General features: G+C 66.9%; 18 protein-coding genes. 13 read left to right on the top strand and 5 right to left on the bottom strand.

Annotated features, from left to right (window positions below):
* Nucleotides 1–70: 70 nt before the first annotated feature.
* The 9 genes from nuoI (at nt 71) to VHB27_RS11675 (ending at nt 8,625) form a co-directional block, all read left to right on the top strand.
* Entirely contained in the window at nt 71–559 is a 489-nt protein-coding gene (gene nuoI / locus VHB27_RS11715) for an NADH-quinone oxidoreductase subunit NuoI (protein ID WP_325600521.1), read from the top strand.
* Nucleotides 556–1,302, top strand: coding sequence for an NADH-quinone oxidoreductase subunit J (locus VHB27_RS11710; protein ID WP_325600519.1), 747 nt, complete (start codon nt 556–558; stop codon nt 1,300–1,302). The genes nuoI and VHB27_RS11710 overlap by 4 nt, the downstream gene beginning before the upstream one ends.
* Complete coding sequence (locus VHB27_RS11705; RefSeq protein ID WP_325600517.1) at nt 1,262–1,516, top strand: hypothetical protein; 255 nt, start codon at nt 1,262–1,264, stop codon at nt 1,514–1,516. Before VHB27_RS11710 ends, VHB27_RS11705 begins: the two co-directional genes overlap by 41 nt.
* Complete coding sequence (gene nuoK / locus VHB27_RS11700) at nt 1,516–1,824, top strand: NADH-quinone oxidoreductase subunit NuoK (RefSeq protein WP_325600545.1); 309 nt, start codon at nt 1,516–1,518, stop codon at nt 1,822–1,824. The genes VHB27_RS11705 and nuoK overlap by 1 nt, the downstream gene beginning before the upstream one ends.
* A 47-nt stretch (nt 1,825–1,871) precedes the next feature.
* The gene (nuoL, locus tag VHB27_RS11695) at nt 1,872–3,800 is read left to right on the top strand and encodes an NADH-quinone oxidoreductase subunit L (RefSeq protein ID WP_325600515.1); all 1,929 of its coding nucleotides are present in this window, start codon (nt 1,872–1,874) and stop codon (nt 3,798–3,800) included.
* Between the two features lie 6 nt (nt 3,801–3,806).
* Nucleotides 3,807–5,417 carry an NADH-quinone oxidoreductase subunit M gene (locus tag VHB27_RS11690; protein WP_325600513.1) on the top strand — a complete coding sequence of 537 codons (1,611 nt, stop codon included), beginning with the start codon at nt 3,807–3,809 and terminating at the stop codon, nt 5,415–5,417.
* Entirely contained in the window at nt 5,417–6,838 is a 1,422-nt protein-coding gene (gene nuoN / locus VHB27_RS11685) for an NADH-quinone oxidoreductase subunit NuoN (protein WP_325600511.1), read from the top strand. Before VHB27_RS11690 ends, nuoN begins: the two co-directional genes overlap by 1 nt.
* Before the next feature lie 135 nt (nt 6,839–6,973).
* Nucleotides 6,974–7,297, top strand: a complete 324-nt coding sequence (locus VHB27_RS11680; RefSeq protein WP_325600509.1) for an NIPSNAP family protein — start codon at nt 6,974–6,976, stop codon at nt 7,295–7,297.
* Nucleotides 7,298–7,506: 209 nt separating this feature from the next.
* Nucleotides 7,507–8,625: a hypothetical protein gene (locus VHB27_RS11675; protein WP_325600507.1), complete on the top strand. Its 1,119-nt coding sequence runs from the start codon at nt 7,507–7,509 to the stop codon at nt 8,623–8,625.
* Between the two features lie 46 nt (nt 8,626–8,671).
* Here the strand turns inward: VHB27_RS11675 and VHB27_RS11670 are convergent, their stop codons facing one another.
* From VHB27_RS11670 to VHB27_RS11655, 4 genes are all read right to left on the bottom strand, one after another.
* The gene (locus tag VHB27_RS11670) at nt 8,672–11,797 is read right to left on the bottom strand and encodes a WcbI family polysaccharide biosynthesis putative acetyltransferase (RefSeq protein WP_325600505.1); all 3,126 of its coding nucleotides are present in this window, start codon (nt 11,795–11,797) and stop codon (nt 8,672–8,674) included.
* A 66-nt stretch (nt 11,798–11,863) separates the two neighbouring features.
* On the bottom strand, nt 11,864–12,097 hold the full coding sequence (locus VHB27_RS11665; RefSeq protein ID WP_325600503.1) for an acyl carrier protein: 234 nt from the start codon (nt 12,095–12,097) through the stop codon (nt 11,864–11,866).
* Between the two features lie 12 nt (nt 12,098–12,109).
* Nucleotides 12,110–12,958: a WcbI family polysaccharide biosynthesis putative acetyltransferase gene (locus tag VHB27_RS11660; RefSeq protein ID WP_325600501.1), complete on the bottom strand. Its 849-nt coding sequence runs from the start codon at nt 12,956–12,958 to the stop codon at nt 12,110–12,112.
* Nucleotides 12,959–12,963: 5 nt separating this feature from the next.
* The gene (locus VHB27_RS11655; protein WP_325600499.1) at nt 12,964–14,286 is read right to left on the bottom strand and encodes a WcbI family polysaccharide biosynthesis putative acetyltransferase; all 1,323 of its coding nucleotides are present in this window, start codon (nt 14,284–14,286) and stop codon (nt 12,964–12,966) included.
* 170 nt (nt 14,287–14,456) lie between these two features.
* On the opposite strand from VHB27_RS11655, the gene VHB27_RS11650 reads away from it, so the two are divergent.
* The 3 genes from VHB27_RS11650 to VHB27_RS11640 are packed head-to-tail and all read left to right on the top strand — an operon-like array spanning nt 14,457 to nt 17,934.
* Nucleotides 14,457–15,338, top strand: coding sequence for an NAD(P)-dependent oxidoreductase (locus tag VHB27_RS11650; RefSeq protein ID WP_325600497.1), 882 nt, complete (start codon nt 14,457–14,459; stop codon nt 15,336–15,338).
* Nucleotides 15,335–16,576, top strand: coding sequence for an alpha/beta fold hydrolase (locus tag VHB27_RS11645; protein ID WP_325600495.1), 1,242 nt, complete (start codon nt 15,335–15,337; stop codon nt 16,574–16,576). The genes VHB27_RS11650 and VHB27_RS11645 overlap by 4 nt, the downstream gene beginning before the upstream one ends.
* Nucleotides 16,577–16,635: 59 nt before the next feature.
* Nucleotides 16,636–17,934, top strand: coding sequence for an NtaA/DmoA family FMN-dependent monooxygenase (locus VHB27_RS11640; protein WP_325600493.1), 1,299 nt, complete (start codon nt 16,636–16,638; stop codon nt 17,932–17,934).
* A gap of 64 nt (nt 17,935–17,998) precedes the next feature.
* Here VHB27_RS11640 and VHB27_RS11635 read toward each other — a convergent pair whose 3' ends face one another.
* Nucleotides 17,999–19,252, bottom strand: a complete 1,254-nt coding sequence (locus tag VHB27_RS11635; RefSeq protein WP_325600491.1) for a cyclopropane-fatty-acyl-phospholipid synthase family protein — start codon at nt 19,250–19,252, stop codon at nt 17,999–18,001.
* Nucleotides 19,253–19,459: 207 nt separating this feature from the next.
* Between VHB27_RS11635 and VHB27_RS11630 the strand changes: the two genes are divergently transcribed.
* Nucleotides 19,460–20,572, top strand: a complete 1,113-nt coding sequence (locus tag VHB27_RS11630; RefSeq protein ID WP_325600489.1) for a serine hydrolase domain-containing protein — start codon at nt 19,460–19,462, stop codon at nt 20,570–20,572.
* Nucleotides 20,573–20,612 lie beyond the last annotated feature (40 nt).

Here is a 20,612-nt window from a genome sequence, read left to right as displayed (position 1 = left end):
GGCATGGATGGCGGGCCTTCGCCCGCCGTGACGGGTTGCACCCTTGGACCCATCCGCAGGAGTCCCTCTGATGGCATTCCTCGACCGCACCGCGCGCAGCCTGCTGCTGGGTGAGCTCGTCGCCGGGCTCGGCCTGACGCTGCGCTATTTCTTCAAGCCCAAGGTCACCATCAACTATCCGTTCGAGAAAGGCCCGATCTCGCCCCGCTTCAAGGGCGAGCATGCGCTGCGCCGCTATCCGAACGGCGAGGAGCGCTGCATCGCCTGCAAGCTGTGCGAGGCGATCTGTCCCGCCCAGGCGATCACGATCGAGGCCGAACCGCGCGCCGACGGCTCCCGCCGCACCACGCGTTATGACATCGACATGACCAAGTGCATCTATTGCGGCCTTTGCGAGGAAGCCTGCCCGGTCGATGCCATCGTCGAAGGTCCGAACTTCGAGTTCGCGACCGAGACGCGGGAAGAGCTGATGTACAACAAGGACAAGCTGCTCGCGAACGGCGACCGGTGGGAGCCGGAACTGGCGCGCCGGCTGGAACTGGACGCGCCCTATCGATGATCACCACCATCCTCTTCTACATCTTCGCGGCCATCCTGCTGGCCTCGGCGGCGATGGTGGTCAGTGCGCGCAATCCGGTCCATTCGGTGCTGTTCCTGATCCTGGCGTTCTTCAACGCCGCCGCGCTGTTCCTGATCGCAGGCGCCGAGTTCCTGGCGATGATCCTGGTCATCGTCTATGTCGGTGCGGTCGCGGTGCTGTTCCTGTTCGTCGTGATGATGCTCGACGTCGACTTCGCGGAGTTGCGCAGCGGCTTCCAGCGCTACCTGCCGATCGGCGCCACGGTGGGCGTGGTGCTGTTCATCGAGCTGGCGATCGTCCTCGGCGGCTGGAAGCTGGCGCCCGGTGCGGTGCAGCTGCACATGTCGCCGGCGCCGGCGGGCATGTCGAACACCGAGGCGCTGGGCCGGGTGCTCTATACCGACTATGTCTTCCTGTTCCAGACCGCCGGGCTCGTGCTGCTGGTCGCGATGATGGGCGCGATCGTGCTGACGCTGCGCGACCGCCGCACCTCGCGGCACCAGGACATCCGGGTGCAGACCGAACGGACGGTGACCGAGACGCTGGAGCTGATGTCGGTCCAGGTCGGCATGGGCGTTTCCCAGGCGGGCGGCTTCCTCAAGCCCAAGGTGACGGAGCCGGAGCCGGTCGGGGACCATGGCGGCCACGGGCATGGCGGCCAGGGGCATGACGATCATGGGCATGACGATCATGGGCATGGTGGGCACGGCCATGATCATTGAGCCGAAAGCCTCCGCCGTGCGTCATGGCCTGGCTTGGCCCGGCCATCAGCGACTTTGCTGCCGTCCCGTTCGCAAGTCGCGGGTGGACGAGCCGTTCCCGCGCCATGACGAAACCCACGTCTTCGTTCCCGGATCGGACGTCACCCTGACGAGGCCAGGCCCGGCCTTGACGGCCGCCGCGGCGCTCATCACCAGCCAGGAACCAGCCCCATGATGGCAGTCGGTCTCGACCATTACCTCGTCGTGTCGGCCATCCTCCTGGTCCTCGGCATCTTCGGCATCTTCCTCAACCGGAAGAACATCATCATCATCCTGATGGCGATCGAGCTGATCCTGCTGTCGGTCAACCTGAACCTCGTCGCCTTCTCCGCCGCGCATGGCGATCTCGTCGGCCAGGTCATGGCGATGCTGGTGCTGACCGTCGCGGCAGCCGAGGCGGCCATCGGGCTGGCCATTGTCGTCATCTATTTCCGCAATCGCGGATCGATCCAGGTTGAGGACGTCAACCTGATGAAGGGCTGAAGAACAGTGGTCAGTGGTCAGGTGTCAGTTCTGAGAAAGGCGCGCGCATGATCTACGCGATCGCTGTCTTCGCCCCGCTCGCGGGGGCCGCCATCGCCGGCCTGCTGGGCCGGTTCATCGGCGACAAGGCTGCGATGGGGTTTTCCATCGCCGGCATGGTCATCGCCGCGATCTGCGGGCCGGTCGCGTTCTTCTCGCTGACCGGCGGCGCCTCGCCCGGCGTGCTGGACCTGGGCACCTGGGTCGAGTCCGGACGGTTCCACGTGCAATGGGCGCTGCGCTACGACACGCTGTCGGCCGCGATGGTCGCCATGGTGTCGTTCGTCTCCATGCTGATCCACGTCTATTCCGTCGGCTACATGGGTCACGACGCTCGTCCGCGCTACCGGTTCTTCGCCTACCTGTCGCTGTTCTCCTTCGCCATGCTGATGCTGGTGACGGCCGACAACCTGTTGCAGCTGTTCTTCGGCTGGGAAGGCGTGGGTCTCTGCTCCTACCTGCTGATCGGCTACTGGTATGACCGTCCGTCCGCCTGCGCCGCGGCGATCAAGGCGTTCATCGTCAACCGCGTCGCCGACCTGCCCTTCGCGGTCGGGCTGGCGCTGATCTTCTTCAAGTTCGGCTCGATCGAGTTCCAGGTCATCTTCCCTGCCGTCACCCAGCACATCAACGACACCTATTCGATCCTGGGCGGCCGGTTCTCGGCCATCGAGGTGATGGGGCTGCTGCTGTTCATCGGCGCCATGGGCAAGTCCGCCCAGCTTGGCTTCCATGTCTGGCTGCCGGACGCGATGGAAGGGCCGACGCCGGTCTCCGCCCTGATCCATGCCGCGACCATGGTGACCGCGGGCGTGTTCCTGATGGCGCGCATGTCGCCGCTGATGGAATACGCGCCGACGGTGCTGGGCTTCGTCACCTTCATCGGTGCCTCCACCGCGTTCTTCGCGGCGACCATCGGCTGCACGCAGAACGACATCAAGCGGGTGATCGCCTATTCGACCTGTTCGCAGTTGGGCTATATGTTCGCCGCCGCCGGCGTCGGCGCCTATCAGGCGAGCATATTCCACCTGATCACCCACGCCTTCTTCAAGGCGCTGCTGTTCCTGTCGGCCGGTTCGGTCATCCACGCGATGTCGGACGAGCAGGACATGCGCAAGATGGGCGGGCTGGCGAAGATCATCCCGGTGACCTGCACCGTGATGTGGATCGGCAACCTCGCCCTGGCCGGCATCCCGCCTTTCGCCGGGTCCTACTCCAAGGACGCGATCATCGCCGCGACCTATGCCGCGCATACCGGCATCGGCACCTATGCCTTCGTCTGCACGGTACTGGCCGCGTTCCTGACCGCCTTCTACTCCTGGCGGCTGCTGTTCATGACCTTCCACGGCAAGAGCCGAGCGGACCATCATGTGCTGGAGCATGCGCATGAAAGCCCGTGGGTGATGCTGGTGCCGCTGATCGTGCTGGCGATCGGGGCCGTGGTCGCAGGCTTCGCCCTGGACACCTGGTTCATCGGGGCCGACTGGCAGCATTTCTGGAACGGCGCGATCTTCAACGGCCCGCATAACCAGGTGATCGAGCACCTGGAAGACGTGCCCGGCTGGGTTGACGCCCTGCCGCTGGTCATGGGCATCCTGGGCATCGCGCTCGCCTTCCTGATGTATATCGTCAACCCGCTGATGCCGGTGCGCCTGGCGCAGCAGTTCGGCGGCATCTACCGGTTCCTGTTGAACAAGTGGTATTTCGACGAGCTCTACGACGCCATCTTCGTCCGCCCGGCGATCAAGCTGTCCCGCCTGTTCTGGCAGGTCGGCGACGCCACGCTGATCGATGGGGTGCCGAACGGGCTCGCCGAACTGACCTCGGATTCTTCCCGCCAGGTGGTTCGCATCCAGACCGGATCGCTCGCCGTCTATGCCTTCGCCATGCTGATCGGGGTCGTCGTCCTCGTCGGCATCTTCATGCTGAGCCGGTGATCCCCCATGACTGCTGTTGGCAACGCCGCTGGTTTCCCGATCCTCTCGCTGATCACCTGGCTGCCGCTGGTCGGCTGCGTGATGATCATGTCGGTGCGCGGCGATGAGGAGACCGTCGCCTCCAACGCCCGTTGGACCGCGCTGTGGACCAGCCTGATCGTCTTCGTGCTGTCGCTGGTGCTTTGGGTGCAGTTCGACCCCTCGGACCCCGGCTTCCAGTTCAATGAGCATGTCGCCTGGCTGCCCGAATACAAGGTCGGCTACAGCATGGGCGTCGACGGGATCTCCATCCTGTTCGTGCTGCTGTCCACGGTACTGACGCCGATCTGCATCCTGGCGAGCTGGGACTCGATCCGCACCCGGGTGCGGGAGTTCATGCTGAGCTTCCTGATCCTGGAAACCATGATGGTCGGCATGTTCTGCGCCACCGACTTCGTGGTGTTCTACATGTTCTTCGAGGGCGTGCTGATCCCGATGTACCTGATCATCGGCGTCTGGGGCGGCCCGCGGCGCGTCTACGCGGCGGTGAAGTTCTTCCTCTACACCCTGACCGGGTCGGTGCTGATGCTGCTGGCGCTGATCGCGATGTGGGTGCAGGCGGGCACCACCGACATCCCGACGCTGCTGCAGACGACCTTCCCGGCTTCGATGCAGACCTGGCTGTGGCTGGCGCTGTTCGCCTCCTTCGCGGTGAAGGTGCCGATGTGGCCGGTCCATACCTGGCTGCCGGACGCGCACGTGGAGGCGCCGACCGCCGGCTCCGTCATCCTGGCGGGCGTGCTGCTGAAGATGGGGGCGTACGGGTTCCTGCGCTTCTCGGTCCCGATGCTGCCCGAGGCGTCGGCGCATTTCGCGCCCTTCATCTACACCCTGTCGGTGGTGGCGGTGATCTACACCTCGCTGGTCGCGCTGGCGCAGGAGGACATGAAGAAGCTGATCGCCTATTCGTCCGTCGCCCATATGGGCGTGGTGACGATCGGCATCTTCACCTTCAACGTGCAGGGCATTTCCGGCGCGATCTTCCAGATGCTGTCGCACGGCATCGTCTCCGGCGCGCTCTTCCTGATCGTCGGCGTCGTCTATGACCGCATCCATACGCGTGAGATCGCCCGTTATGGCGGGCTGGCGGACCGGATGCCGTCCTATGCGCTGGTGTTCATGCTGTTCATGATGGCCTCGGTCGGCCTGCCGGGCACCGCGGGCTTCGTCGGTGAGTTCCTGGTGATCGTCGGCTCGCTGCAGGTGAACTTCTGGCTGGCCCTGCTGGGCGGGATGGGGATGATCCTGGGCGCGGCCTACATGCTGTACCTGTACCGCCGGGTCATCTTCGGTCGTATCACCCGCGACGACCTGCGCAACATCCTCGACCTCAGCCCGCGCGAGTGGGCCGTGTTCGCGCCGCTGATCGTCCTGACGCTGTGGATGGGCGTCTACCCGTCAAGCTTCACCTCCTACTTCGACGCCTCCGTGGGCGCGATGGTGCAGCACCACATGGCCGCGCTGGCATCGCATACCCACCTCGCGGCAGGCACGCCGGCTGCTCACCTCGCAGCCCTGCCGCCGGCTGCTCATCCCGCGGCATCGCCGCTGACGAAACTCGCAGAGCTTGTGCATTGATGAACTGGACCATTGCCCTCCCCGAGATCGTCCTGGCCTGCATCGGCATGGCGATCATGGTGTTCGGCGTGCTGCGCAAGCAGGACTCCACGCTGCTGTGTACGATGTTCACCATCGGCGGCTTCCTGGTCGCCGGCCTGCTGGTGCTGACCCGCGTCACGGGCTTCGGTTTCCACGGCCAGTTCGTCAGCGACCCGTTCAGCGCCTTCAACCAGATCCTGATCCTGTGCGGCGCCGCCCTTTCGACCATCCTCGCCCTCGACTGGAACCGTCAGCAGGGCACCGCGCGGTTCGAGCTGCCGGTGCTGATGCTGTTCTCCACCGTCGGCATGATGATCATGGCCTCGGCGTCGAACCTGATGACGCTGTATCTGGGGCTGGAGCTGCAGTCGCTGGCGCTCTACGTGCTGGCGGCCTCTTCGCGTGACGAACTGCGGTCGTCCGAGGCGGGGTTGAAATACTTCGTGCTGTCCAGCCTGGCGTCCGGCCTGCTGCTGTACGGCATCTCCCTGGTCTACGGCTTTTCCGGCACCATGGACCTGATGGCGCTGAAGGCGCTTCTGGTCGGACCGGCCAATGCGACGCCAGGCCTCGTCGTCGGCATCGTCTTCGTGCTGGTGGGACTGGCGTTCAAGGTTTCCGCCGTGCCGTTCCACATGTGGACGCCCGATGTCTATGAAGGCGCGCCGACCCCGGTCACCGTGTTCTTCGCTACGGCGCCGAAAGTGGCGGCGATGTCGCTGCTGCTGCGGGTCATGGGCACCTCCTTCTCCGGCCTGGTCGGCGCCTGGCAGGAGCTGGTGGTGATCGTGTCGATCTGCTCGATGATCCTCGGCGCGCTGGCGGCGATCGGACAGAGCAACATCAAGCGGCTGATGGCCTATTCGTCGATCGGCCACATGGGCTATGCGCTGATCGGCCTGGCCGTCGGGTCGGCGCAGGGCGTGCGCGGCACGCTGGTCTACATGGTCATCTATGTCTTCATGACCGCGGGCACGTTCGGCTGCATCCTGGCGATGCGGCGCAAGGGCCAGGCAGTGGAGAAGATCTCCGACCTGGCCGGCCTGGCCTCCAACGATCCGGCCCTGGCCCTGGCCCTGGCGGTGTTCATGTTCAGCCTGGCCGGCATCCCGCTGATGTCGGGCTTCTTCGCCAAGCTGTACATCTTCCTGGCCGCCGTGCAGTCGGGCCTGTGGACGCTGGCGGTGATCGGCGTGCTGACCAGCGTGGTGGGCGCGTTCTATTACATCCGCATCATCAAGGTGATGTATTTCGACGCGCCTGCGGAACGCTTCGATCCGCGTCCCGCTTCGCTGTCCCTGGTCGTCGCCGCTACCGGCCTGTTCACCGGCTTCTTCTTCCTGTTCCCCGCGCCGATCGTCTCGGCCGCCCAGGCCGCCGCCAGCGTCCTGTTCCACTGAAAGAACGGCGGTCCGCCCGGCTACTTCCGAGAGGCTTCCCTGCCAAGCGCCCCGGAGGGCTTTCCAGGGGGCCGCTCTTGCCTTGCCTTCGAACCTATGGCCACCTGCCACTCACCCAGGAGGAGGGCAACGATCATGGCGTTCTACGAATTGCGGCAATACAAGGTCCTGCCCGGCAAGATGGACCAGTGGGTCAAGTTCATGGAAGACGAGATCATTCCGTTCCAGGTCTCGAAGGGCATGGTCATCTGCGGCAGCTTCCGCCATGAGACCGACGAGTCGGTCTATATCTGGATCCGGCGTTTCGAAAGCGAGGAGCACCGCGTGAAGCTCTATGCGGCGGTCTATGAGTCGGCCTATTGGAAAGAACGGATCGCGCCCCCCATCCCATCCATGCTGGATCGCTCTGCCATGGTCGTGCAGCGTATCGTTCCCACCGCGTTGTCGATCCTGCAGTAACTCTTATGCGTCATGGCCGGGGTTCGCCGGCTACGAAACGGACTCTCGTGACATCATCCGGTTGACGTCGTGGATGACTGGCGCAAGGCCGGTCATGACAGGCGGCGGCTGCCGGGACGCGCCGCCACCCGCATCCCGACGCGATGGTCGAACCCCATCGCAACCGGTGGTATAGGTAATCTGCCACCGCCGGAGGTATGCGCGCGACCATGGATGGAATCCCCGCCATCAAAACCGAACCGAACGACCAGGAACTGGTGCTGCAGTTCGAGAGCCTGGGCGACAATTGCGAGTTCGGTCTCGTCCAGCGCCGCGTCGGCGTCGAACCGCTCGGTTTGCTCCGCTTCTCCGGCGCGCCGCTTCGCAACCTGCTGCGTGCTCTCGCCAACCGGTTCGAGCAGATCGGGGATCCCGACCATATCCGCCTGCAGCCTGAGAATGGCGAGTTCATGATCAAGCTGGCGAAGTACGATTTCACCTACCACTCCGACGTCAAGGTCGGAGACGTGGAGCCCGAACGGCTGGTGCGCCAGCAAAGCCGGGTCGTCTCCTATCTCGCCCGCAAGCTGGTCGACGACCTGCGGGACCCCGGCAAGATCTTCATCTTCCGCCAGAATGAGCCGCTGGCGGCCAGCGACCTCGTCGACCTGCGCCTGGCGCTGGCCGCCTATGGCAATGGCCGGCTGCTCTGGGTGCAGCAGGCCTGTCCGGGACATTCGCCCGGCAGCGTCGTGATGGTCGATGATCGCCTGATGGTCGGCTATGTCCGCCGTTTCGCCCCCCGATCGGCGGTGCCGGAACTCGACCTCGAATCCTGGCTGGCCGTGCTGCGCGAGGCCTGGCGCATCGCGCAGGAGGCTGGCCCCCCCGGCGAGCCGCCGCGCGCCGCGCATGTGCCGGCCCCGGCGCGCGTCGACATCACCTTCGGCGCCGAGGGCAACGCCCGAGCCTATCAGGGTTTCGGCTGGTCCGGCGCCGAGGCGGGCTTCACCTGGTCGGTGGGGGAGCGCAGCAAGCTGACGATCCCGTCGCCCGGTCCCGCGGCGGATTATTGGCTGGAGATGCACGCCATTCCCCATGTCCACCCGCCGCTGCTGCGACGCCAGCGGCTGGACATCTTCGTCAAGGACGTCTGGGTGCATAGTTTCGATCCGATGCCCCGAGGCGAGGTCGCCTGTGCCGTTCCGGGCCACCTGATCGCCGGCCAGGAGTCCGTGGAGATCGTCCTGAACCATCCACACGCGGCCAGCCCCATGCTGGTGGGCGGCGTCGCCGACGACCGGCGGCTGGCGATATGCTTCTACCGGCTGGCGCTGGTCTGCGCTTGATCCCCTTGCGCCCGATCCCCTTGCACGTGATGCCGGCAGGGGTCGATCAGGCGTCGCCGCCCTGGGACGTTTCCATCAGCCGTTCGAGCTGCTGACGAAGCGGCGCGCTGTCCGGTGCGAGCGCCAGGGCGGCGCGCAGATGGGCTTCCGCCATCTGCCATTGCCCCGACAACTGCTCGATATGCGCGAGCTGCCCCAGGGCGTCGGCATGGTCAGGCGCCGACGACACGGTGTTCCAGGCCGCGTCCAGCGCTTCTTCCAGGCGGCCTTCCCGGGCGAATGTGTCGCTGACCTTGATGTGGAACGGCACATGGCCCGGCGTCCGCGACAGCGCGGCCCGCAGCGCCTGCCGTGCGCGCTCGAACTCGTTCCCCGCCACCAGTATGTCCGCGAGGTAGGCGTGGCGATGCGGGTTTCGCGGCTCCCGCTCGATGGCCTCCTCAGCCGCCGCGATCGCCTCCGGCAGCCGCCCGGCTCGCAGGCACACGATGCTGAGTTCGTGGCGGTAATGCGCCTCGTCCGGCGCCAGGGCGATGGCCTTGCGGAACGCGGCTTCGGCGGCCGGGATGTCGCCTGATTCACGCAGCAGGACGCCCAGCTCGTGATAGGTCTTCCCATCCGATGGCGCCGCGATGGCGGCCGTCAGCGCATCCATCAGCGGTGTCCGGACCTTGGCCGCCTCGACCATGGCAGGCGCGTCGTCGGCCGGTTCGGCCGCGTCGGGTTCGCTGTCGGGCGGTTCGGGCAAGGGAGGCTCGCTGTCGGGGAACGCGGCCGCGATGGGTTCGCTGTCGGGCGGTTCGGGCAGGGGAGGCTCGCTGTCTGACGACGCGGCCGCGGCGGGTTCGCTGTCGCGCGGCTCGAACGGGTGAGGCGGCTCCTCGGCGGCGGCCGTCCGTCCCGGTTCGCCTGCCGGCTCTTCCTGCCGTCCGTGGCGGCGCAGCAGCGCCTCCAGGCGCTGGCGCAGGCTGCTATCGCCGTCGTCGAGCTCGATGGCCTTGCGCAGCGCGGCCTCGGCGCCGGGACCATCCCCCAGCGCTTCACGCACACCCGCCAGCACCTGCCAGGTTTCCGTCGCGAGCGGTTCCAGATCGAGCGCCTGCTCGAATACCGCCGCCGCCTCCTCCGAATGGCCGGCCTGTTGCAGCAGATGCGCGAGCTGGATCCGATACCGTGGTTCCGTCGGGTCGGCGGTCACGGTCTGGTCCAGCACCTTCTCGGCCTCCGCCAGGTTCCCCGCCTGCTGCAGCGCCTGGCCGAGGCTCGACAGGACCTCGGCATTGGTTGGCGCGATGGCGGCTGCGGTGCGGAGTTCGGCGACCGCCCCGGCGTTGTCGCCAAGCCGGCCCAGCGTCTCGCCGAGCATCTGGTAGCCGGAGACGGAACGGGGGCTGACGGCCAACCCCTGACGCAGGCGGATGACGGCTTCCTCGTCGCGGCCTTGCCCGGACAGCCAGCGGCCTTCCTCCAGGGCCGGACTCCACTCGTAACGCATGTAACGACGTGCGAACTCGCGGAACGTGAAGCCGCCTTCAAGGCGGAAACGATAGCGCTGGTTCGGTGCGATATAGTCGAGCCCCCAATGCCGCGCGACGGCCGGATGGATCGGCGTCTCGGCCACCGGGAACGGCGAAACCCGTGTCCTGGCCCGCATCCGCTCGATATCCTCGGGCTTCGCGCCGATGCGGCCGAACAGTTCCTCGGCCAGCGCCAGCGACAGGCGGACATTGAGGTAGTTCGGCGTCAGAAAGAGATATTCGTCACGGAAATGGGTCTCGATGACGTCGGCGATCCCGTACCCCGTCGCCGCGTCGCGCGCCCGCTGGCGATCGATCGTCAACTCGTACATCTGGTTCAGGTCGACGATCGTGTTGACGTCGAGGTCGAGGTAATCCTCGACCGCTTGGTCCGGATCGACGCCGGCGGCGATCTGGCTGTTCAAGTAGGAATCGCACGTTTCCGAATCGTACGCGCCTCCCGGACAGAACGGCAACGCCACCGCTTTCGGATGCACCAGGGCCCGGAAGGGCCAGAGAAAGGCGCCGGTGACATGGGGCAATTGGATGCGCGGCGTGCCGGACGCGATATCGTCCAGCCCTGCGTCACGGGCCTGGTCCGCCACCTGCTCGACGATCAGGTCGGCCTCCAGCAGCGCCGTTCGCCCGCGCTCGGTGCGCGCCTCGTCGTTCGCGACCCAATCGAGCCGGTCGCGGGTGCCGGGCGCGATGAAGCGCCGATAGAGAGCGGCCATCGCTTCGGCCTGGCGGTCGCCGACGAAAACGATGAGCCGGCGCCCGGATCGCGGTCCGCGAGGGGCCGCGGGGGCAGGTGTCGAGGACGTGGCCGGCGGTGCGTCGGGTACGTCCGTGGGGGCATCCGGCGAAGCATCCAAGGCAGTGTCCGACGCAATATCCGGGGCCGTTTCCGTGGAAATATCCGGGGAAGCAGGCGGCGGCGCCTCGGCGGCGGGAGCGGGCGCAGGGGCGTTTATTTCGGTTTGCCGGCGGTGCAGGGCCCAGGCACGACGGCAGAGCTGCATCAGAACGTCGTCGATCAGCCCGATGGTCTTCCGGTCGCGCGTCGCGGAGAAGTGGCTGACGTAACCGATCAACAAGCCCGGCTTCGCGGCTTCGACCAGCCCCGACGGATGGCCCTCGTCCTCGTAACGTAGATAGAACAAAGTCCCCGGACCGAACGCTCGCACCGCCGCGTGCAGGCGGTTCAGCCGCACGTCGTTGAGGTTCTGGGCCAAGTCGCGGAAGACGAACAGCTTCCGTCCTTCGGTCAAGGCCGCGATCAGCGCCGCCCGCTGCGCGCGCCGCTGTTCCAGGATCGCTGGCGCCAACTCGTCCGGCGTGTCCGTCGTCGCCCGGATCATGGTCGACGTGGCCATCCAGTAGCGCGTGTCGCGGGTCCACCAGTCCTTGTTGTCGGGCGGACGGAATATGGTCGTATAGGCCGGTTCGCCGACGCCCTCGAGCCGCTGTTCCAGCGCCGAAATCAGGAAGTCCGTCGCGAGGTCCGCCCCGCCCAGCACGCCGACCGATCGCGCACCGCGTCGCCGGAGGAACTCCTCGAATTCGGAGCCGCGGCCGGCGCCGCCCAGGCTCTCGAAGTTCCCAAGCAACGCGCGATCGTCGTTTCCCTGCTCGATGCCGGTCGGGTCAGCCATCGGACCGCCCGCCGGCTGTGCGCGAAAGGACGCGCCAGGATGCGCGGCGTCGGATGATCGGCATGGTCACGCCTTTCCATACGCGCGCAGCATGGCGCGGACTTTCGCTACCGAAGTGGTCTCGGAAAGCTCCTGGTCGGTCAGTTCGAGACCGTAATTCGTCTCCAGTTCCGTCATCAGCGTCATCTGGCGCAGGCTGTCCCATTTGCGCGTATTCGTGGAGTCCGATTCCTCGGTGACTTCGATGGGCGCGATGCCGAGCGCTCCGGCGATCAGCGTCAGCAAAGGATCGTATGACATCGGACGTCCGCCTTATCGGATGTATTCGGCCCAGTGGATATAGCGCAGCATGTACTGTCGGAATGTCCAACGGTGGCTGTGCCAGCGCCAGGTTGCGTTGGGATCGTAATATGTCAGGTCCAGCCGTCGCGCCACGCCGGGATGGATCGGCACGGTTTCCAGGTCCTGGCCGGCGTGGAAGCGGAGCAGCAGGTCGACCTCGGCTGGTGCGGCCTGCGTCAGGTGGGACGGCAGGATCGGCGTCCGCGCCAGCAGCAGCTTCATCAGATGGGCGATGGCCGGCGCGGTGACGCGCAGCGGCGCGTGGAACAGGCTGGTGGTGCGGAATCGCGCCTCCACCCAGGCGCCCAGGCGCAGGTCGGCGATCGCGTCCAGCGCTGTCCAGCGGGCGACGTCCGCCGCCAGGCGCTGCTGGAGGTCGGGCATGCGCTCCTCCGTCGTCCGCATATAGCGTTCGAACAGCGCGTCGTCGGAGAGGCCCGAACCGGCAAGCTGCGCGGCGACGGCATCCGGCCAGGGATAGCGGTTCGGATCGATCGCCTGGCGGGGGTCGTCGCCGGCGAAGGGCCACAGGAAACTGCCGCTGTAAGGCGGGAACCTGATCACCGGGCAGCGTCCCGCGATGCGGGCGTGCAGCCGTTCCCGATGCGGCGTCGGCTCTCCCGCCTCCACCTGTTCCCAGACCGTTTCAACATCGGCGAAGAACGCGCCGTCGTAGAGCGTGTCCCAGTCGGCGTCGCTGACCAGGTGCAGCGGAAGCCACTTGAACGACAGCACGCCGGCCAGGCACTGCATGTAGTCGCCGGTCCGTTTCAGCTCGTCGCCCTGGCGGTTGGCATAGATCAGGATCGAGCGGCCCATGGTCCTCAAATCCGCCACTGTGTCCACCGGATCTGGTCCAGTGTGTATTGCCGATGGGTGCGGTGATTGTTGAACCACCGGTACGTCATGTCCGGACGCCACCATGCCAACCCGAAATGCCGGGCGACGCGGGGATGGATGGGGAGTTCGGTGTCCCAGGGGGTGAAGCCTTCCAGCAACGCATCGAGCTGCGCCGCCAGGGTTTCCCGCGGCAGGATCGGATGCAACCGGGGACGATCCAGCATCTGCCAGGCGATTTCCCGGATCAGGCCGGCATTCGGCAGGTAGGGGGTCAAGAACAGCCGCTCCTGCCGGAAGCGTTCCTGGATGAACGTCATCACCTTGACGTCGTGCGAGGCTTCCTCCTGCCGCATGCGGCGCAGCTCTTTCGCCAGCGCGGTGTCGAGGTCCAGCGGCTCCTGCTCTGCCGCCATCTCATACATCAGCCAAAGCACGTCGTCCGTCAGGTTGGCGGAGGCCAGCGCGGAAGCCAGCCGATCGCCGCGGGGGTAACGTGCGTCCTCATAGCGGCCGGGTTCGGGGTGGGCGCGTGGGTCGGTGGCGAGGAACGGCCACAGGCAGCGGAAATACGGCGTCTGGAACGTCAGGGCCTCGCATGTCCCGGGCAGGCGGGCGCGCAGGGCGGCGCGCTGGTCCGGCCAGCCGGCATGCTCGTCGAACCAGCAGAACATTGCGGTTTCCAGCGTGCCTTGCGGCAACGCGGCCAGTCCGTCGTCCAGCGGACCGTTCAGGTCGACGGCCCGCACGCCCAGCCGGCCCCGCAGGCAGGGCAGCTTGTTCATGATCTCGGTCAGCAGGGCGGCGGTCGGGCCGCCGGCGATCAGGCCGTGCAGCGACTCCAGCGCCCGCGCCGTTCCCCCCGTCGCCTCGTCCGTCGTGTCGTCGGCCGCGGTCACGGTCAGCGCCCCGAGGCGGAAGCAGAAACCCAGGCGGCGGGTGTCGGGGCTGTCCGCATGGTCGCATGGCCGCGCCGCCTGCGGATGCAGAAGCTGCAGGCGGACCCGCTGGCGTCCCTTGGTCAGCCTGGGCGGCAACGGGATGGCGATGGAACCCGGGCCGGACAGCTCGAACGTCGCCAGCACCTTGAAATCGGCGGCGACGGTCAGCGACTGACTGTCCAGGCTGCCGGGGAACACCGCCGGGTGCAGGTCGAAGCGCACCGTATAGGCGCGATCGTCGCCGGGCAGCGCGAGGGTCAGGGCGGTCTCGGGCCCCGTGGTCCAGGCGAATTCCGCCTCGACCGACCAGCCGGTCCCCAGCGCCGGCCCCATGTTGCCGAGACTGCCGAAAACGTAGACGCCTTCCAAGGAAGCTCCTGCAGCGGGTTCGGGGAAAACCGAGGATCGGGGCCGATCAATACGGGTTCGGGCGAGCGTTCGGCAAGACGGATGTCGACGGTACGCGTCGTCTTTGACAACCCTCGGGGCGGGACGGAAACTCCGGCCCCATCGAAAAGAGGACGTTCAAGGGGAACCGCATGTCCAAACCATCGGCCATCGCCAAACTCGGCTTCATCGGCCTCGGCGTCATGGGAGAGCCCATGTGCGGCCATCTCGCCCGGCGCTCCGGGCTACCGGTCTGGGCCGCCGACCTGCGGCCCGAACCGTTGGAGCGGCTGAAGGCCGACGGCGTCGTCGCGTCGACGATCCCCGAGATCGCCGGCACCTGCGACGTCATCGTCCTGTCGCTGCCCGACGGCAAGGCGGTCGCGGCGGTGGTCGCGGCGCTGGAACCGCATCTGCGGGCCGGGCAGTGCGTGGTGGACACAAGTACGTCATCGGTGAAACTGACGCGGGAGATCGGCGCACGGCTGGCGGCCAAAGGCATCCACTATGCCGACGCCCCGGTGGCCCGCACGCGGGAGGCCGCGGCACGCGGCGACCTCAGCATCATGGTCGGCGCCACGCCCGAGACCTTCGCGCATATCCGCCCGATCCTGGAGACCATGGGTTCCGACGTCACCCATTGCGGGCCGATCGGCTGCGGGCAGGTGGTGAAGATCCTCAACAACATGCTGGTGTTCCAGCACACCGTTGCGTTGGCCGAGGCAATGGCGATCGGCCGGCGCAACGGCGTCGCCGCCGACGTGCTGCTGCCGACGATGGCGAAGGGGTCGGGCGACAGCTTCGTGCTGCGCAACCACGGCATGAAGGCGATGCTGCCGGGCACGTTCCCCGAGCGGGCGTTCTCGGTGCGCTATGCGATGAAGGACCTGTCCTACGCCCTGGAGATGGCCGATGCCGACGGCCTTGCCGTCCCCTCCGCTCGGCTGGCGATGCAGCGCCTGAAAGAGGCCGAGGCGGCGGGCTATGGCGAGCAATACCATCCGGTGATGCTGAAGGTGATCGACCCGCAATGACCGCGTTTCCCGACAGCGCCGCCTGGATCTCGGCGTGCGCCGACGACGCCTCGCTGGCCGCCTGGACCGGCGACTGGTCGGTCTGCTTCGCGATCGCGGCAGGCGAGCAGCGGTTCGTGTTCCGGTTCGAGGGCGGACGGATCGCATCCGGGACGGGGACGCCGGCGTTCACCGTGCGCGCCCCCGCCTCGGTGTGGGACAAGTTCCTGCAGCCGGTGCCGCCGCGTCACCATCACGGCCTGTTCGCCATGCATTACCGCGTGCCCGATTTCGGGATCGACGGCGAGACGCTGGCGTTCATGCAATACGTCCACGTCGTGCGGCGGGTGCTGGAAATCGGCAAATGGCTGGCGCTGGGCCATGCCTTGCCGGTTCCCGTGACGCTGGCGCCCCAGGGTGAGAGACGGGCGACGCCTTCCGTGCGGGCCGGTTACGTGCCGGTCACCGCGCAGGGCCAGACCTACCAGGTCTATTACGAGGCCGCCGGCACCGGCCGCGACGTGCTGTGCATGCACACCGCCGGGTCGGACTGCCGGCAATTCCACGGGCTGATGGCCGATCCGCGGATCGTCGAGGGCCACCGGCTGGTTGCCTTCGACCTGCCCTGGCACGGCAAGTCGATGCCGCCCGAGGGAGCGATTCCCGGCTCCTGGCGGCTCAACACCGAACTCTATGTGGCGCTGATCATGGGGTTCGCGGCGGCCGCCGGGCTGGACAAGCCGATCGCCCTGGGCGCGTCGATGTCGGGCGAGATCTGCCTGGAACTCGCCTATCGCCACCCGGAGGCGTTCACCGGCATCATCGCCTGCGAGGCCTGCGAGAAGATCGAGCGCCGGCAGACAAGCTGGGCGGCGCATCCGGTGGTGAACCAGTCGCTGTTCGTGCCGGAATGGATCCGTGCGCTGTCCGCGCCGCAAAGCCCGTCGGCGTATCAGGAGGCGATTGCCTGGCACTACGCCCAGGGCGGCCCCGCGGTGTTCTTCGGCGACATTGCGTTCTATTCCGGCGACTGGGACATGCGCGACCGGGTCGGGCGGATCGACACGAACCGGGTGCCGCTGTTCATGCTGACCGGGGAATACGACTACTCCTGCACGGTCGAAATGTCGGAGGCCACGGCGGCGAAGATCCCCGGCGTGCGGTTCCGCCCCATGGCGGGGATCGGGCATTTCCCCTTCGCGGAGAATCCCAGGCTGTTCGCGGAGTACCTGCTGCCGGTGCTGGGGGCGTTGGGGTAAGAGGGGCGGTGGCACGCACATTGCCTGCCCCAAGCCCATCCCTGCCGATGGAGGCCCCGATGCCCAAGCCCATGCACCTGGCCTGGTTCACCAACTTCACCCAAGGCGACTGGACCAACCCCGTCTCCCAGGGCACCGGCGACTGGGATGGCAAGTTCTTCATCGATATGGCGCAAGCCATGGAACGCGCCTGTTTCGACTACATCATGCTCGAAGACACGCTGATGGTTTCGGAAGCCTATGGCGGCACCGCCGAGGCGACGCTGAAATACGCGCTGCAGGTGCCCAAGCACGACCCGATTCCGCTTGCGTCCATCATCGCCGCGAACACCACGAAACTCGGCGTCGTCGCGACCATGTCGACGCTGGCGTGGCCACCGTTCATGCTGGCGCGGGTGTCCTCGACGCTTGACCATATCGCCGGCGGTCGTTTCGGGTGGAACATCGTCACCAGCGGCGAGGACATCGCCGCGCAGAACTTCGGGCTCGACAAGCTGCCGCCGCGAGAGGCGCGCTATGCGATGGCCGACGAATATGTCGACGTGGTCTGCAAGCTATTCGAGTCGTGGGAGCCGGATGCGGTCGTCAAGGATCACGCGACCGGCACCTATGCCGACCACACCAAGGTGCATCCGATCCATTTCGAAGGCCAGTTCTTCAAGGTCCGCGGGCCGTTGAACACGGTACGCTCGCCGCAGGGCAAGCCGGTCTTCGTGCAGGCCGGCGGATCGCCGCGCGGGCGGGCGTTTGCGGCGCGGCACGCGGATTCGATCATCGCGGTGGGGAACGGGATCGAGGGGATGAAGAAATACCGCGACGATGTGCGCCGGCACGCGGCCGCCGCGGGCCGCGACCCTGACGACATCAAGGTCCTGTTCCTGGTCTACCCGACGCTGGGCGAAACCGACGAGGAAGCCCAGGCGCGCCACCACCGCATGGTCAACTCGCCGGGCTTCGTCGAGGCGGCGCTGGCCGCGGTCGGTACGGTGACGGACATCGATTTCTCCGGCTTCGACCTCGACAAGCCGCTGCCGCCGCTGACCACGAACGGGGAACAGGGGTCGCTGGACAAGTTCGCGCAGTGGGGCAGCGGCAAGACGCTGCGCCAGCTTGCGCAGGAACGATTCGACGCCGGGATACAGCTCATCGGTTCGCCGGACACCGTGGCGGACCGGATGGGCGAGGCGATGGAAGCGATCGGCGGCGACGGGTTCCTGATCTCCACGCCGTTCCAGCGCATCAGCCGCCGCTTCGTGACCGAGGTGTGCGAAGGCCTGGTGCCGGCGCTGCAACGGCGCGGCCTGGCGCGCAAGGCTTACACGAAGACCTTGTTGCGCGACACGCTGCGGGAATTCTGATCCTTTCTTTCCCTCCCCGTCATGGCCCGGGCCGTCCGGTGCCTCGGGGGAGGAGATGGTCCGATCACTCCGGCTGGCGCGCCGGTTCCATCGCGCGGCCGGGCACCGATTCGGCCGCGGCGATGTAGTCGCGGGTCAGCGGCACCGCCTCATGCGTATGGGACAACTGCACCTGCCAGACCATGTGGCCGCCCTTGCGGAACGCCACCTCGCTGGCCGCGAGGTAGAACTCGAACATGCGGCAGAACCGGTCGTCGTAGATCGAGGCGATGGCATCGCGGTTCGCCATGAACCGCCGGCGCCACTGCTTCAAGGTCTCGGCGTAGTGCAGGCGCAGGATCTCGATGTCGGTGGACATCAGCCCGGACCGCTCGATCGCCGGCAGCACCTCGGACAGGGCGGGGGAATAGCCGCCGGGGAATATGTATTTGCGCAGCCACGGATTGGTCGATCCCGGTCCGTCGTGGCGCCCGATCGCATGGATCAGCGCCACGCCGTCGGGTGCGAGCACGCGCGCCACGGTGTCGAAGAAGGTCTGATAGTAACCGACGCCCACATGCTCGAACATACCGACTGATACGATCCGGTCGAACTGGCCCTGGACTGACCGGTAATCCAGCATCTCGAAGCGGACGCGCTCGCTCAGTCCCTCGGCGGCGGCGCGATTGCGGGCCTCCTGCAATTGCTCCTGCGACAGCGTGATGCCGGTCACGTCGGCGCCGTAATCGCGCGCCAGCGTCAGCGCCATGCCGCCCCAGCCGCAGCCGATGTCCAGCACGCGCAGCCCCGGCCGCGTCAGCAGCAGCTTCGCGGCGATATGGCGCTTCTTCGCCGCCTGCGCGTCCTCCAGGGTTTCGTTGCCTTGAGGGAAGTAGGCACAACTGTATTGACGGTCGCGGTCCAGGAACAGGCTGTACAGCCGGCCGTTGAGGTCGTAGTGGTGCGCCACGTTGCGGCGGGACCGGCCGGCCGGGTTGAACTGCAGGACGCGGCGGATCATCAGCTCCGCCATCTCCCGCAGGCGGGCCACGGGGTGGCCCTTCGGGTTGGCCTGCAGGTTGGCCATGGCGAGGTAGACCAGGTCGTAGATCCCGCCTTCGCCCGCGACCACGTCGCCGTTCATGTAGCCCTCACCCATGGCCATCGAAGGGCTGTACGTCATTCGCCGCACCACGGCGGCGGTGCGCAACCGCATGGACGCGGTCGGGCCCTGTCCCGGGGTGCCTTGGTAGACGCTGCTGCGTCCGTCGGGCCAGTACACGGTCAGCCGTCCAGTCTGGATCAGCCTTTTGAGTATCGAATCGAGGACAGCTTGCATCTGCTGAGGTTCCTCTGACTTGACATGGAATTTCGGTAAGAATGGAACAGCATCGCGACAGTCGTCAAAAGGACATTTCAGCGAGCGGCTTCAGGACCCCGTGCAGCGGGACGAGATCGGGCCCGGCGGCGCGTTGGCTTCCGCCCTCGCCGGGCATAGTCTGGGTTCCATCCGACGAAATCACCGCGCTAGAAGAAGGAACGCACCATGCCGTCCAGCTATCCGCTCCCAGAGGCCGGTCTCGCCGAATCGGGCTTCGCGCAGAAGCCGCTCGATCACCTGGATTCCCTGATCAAGGCGCATATCGAGGAGGGCCGTTACGCCGGTGCCCAGATCGCCCTGGCGCGCCACGGCAAGCTGGCGCTGTTCCGCACCTATGGCGATGCGCGGACCGAGGCGACGCGGGTGCCGGCGGCCAATGACACGCTGTTCCTGCTGTTCAGCCAGACCAAGGTGCTGACCTCGGCGGCGGTGTGGACGCTGGTCGAGGAAGGCAAGCTGTCCTTCATGGACCGCGTGGCCGACCACCTGCCGGAATTCGCCGCGCGCGGGAAAGCGGACATCACGCTGGAGCAGGTGATGACGCACCAGGGCGGCTTCCCGTCGTCCAACGTGACCCAGGACGCCTGGGCCGACCACGCGCTGATGCGGGCTCAGGTCTGCGATTTCTCGCTTGAATGGACGCCGGGGACACGGCTGCAATACCACGGCCGAGCGGCGCACCTGGTGCAGGCGATGGTGATCGAGGCGGTGACGGGGCAGGACTATCGGGAGGTCATCCGCCAGCGCGTGATCGAGCCGTTGGGCCTGGGGCAGGACGTTTATGTCGGGGTGCCTGAAGACCAGCAATCGCGCTGCGCCGATACCATGGGTCACGAGCCGCACGACAACACCGCGGCGTTCCGGTCGGCGGGGCTGCCGCATGGCGGCGGGTTCGCGACCGCGCGCGGCGTCGCCGCCTTCTACCAGATGCTTGGGCATGCCGGCCGGCTGGGTGGCGTTCGGCTGTTTTCGCCGCGGCTGATTGCCTATGTTTCGCGCAATCATACCGGCGAGAGCCCGGATTTGAACATGACAGGTATTCCGATGCATCGCGGCCTCGGGCCGCATGTGCGCGGCGAGAGCGACCGAATCCGCGGCCTGGGCACGATCGGCGCGCCGTCGGTGTTCGGGCATGGCGGCGTCGGGTCGTCGTATTCCTGGGCCGATCCCAGCAGCGGCGTGTCGTTCAGCTACCTGACCAATTTCGTCAGCCCCGACCCGTGGCACACGCTGCGGCTGGACCGGGTGGCGAACCTGGTGCACGCGGCGATCGATTGAGGCCCTGCCCGTCGGTGCCCCACCTCGTCGGGGGGGGGGG

The sequence above is a fragment of the Rhodopila sp. genome (assembly GCF_035548235.1).
In the GTDB taxonomy this organism is placed as follows: domain Bacteria; phylum Pseudomonadota; class Alphaproteobacteria; order Acetobacterales; family Acetobacteraceae; genus Rhodopila.
This window is presented reverse-complemented; position numbering and strand designations above follow the sequence as displayed.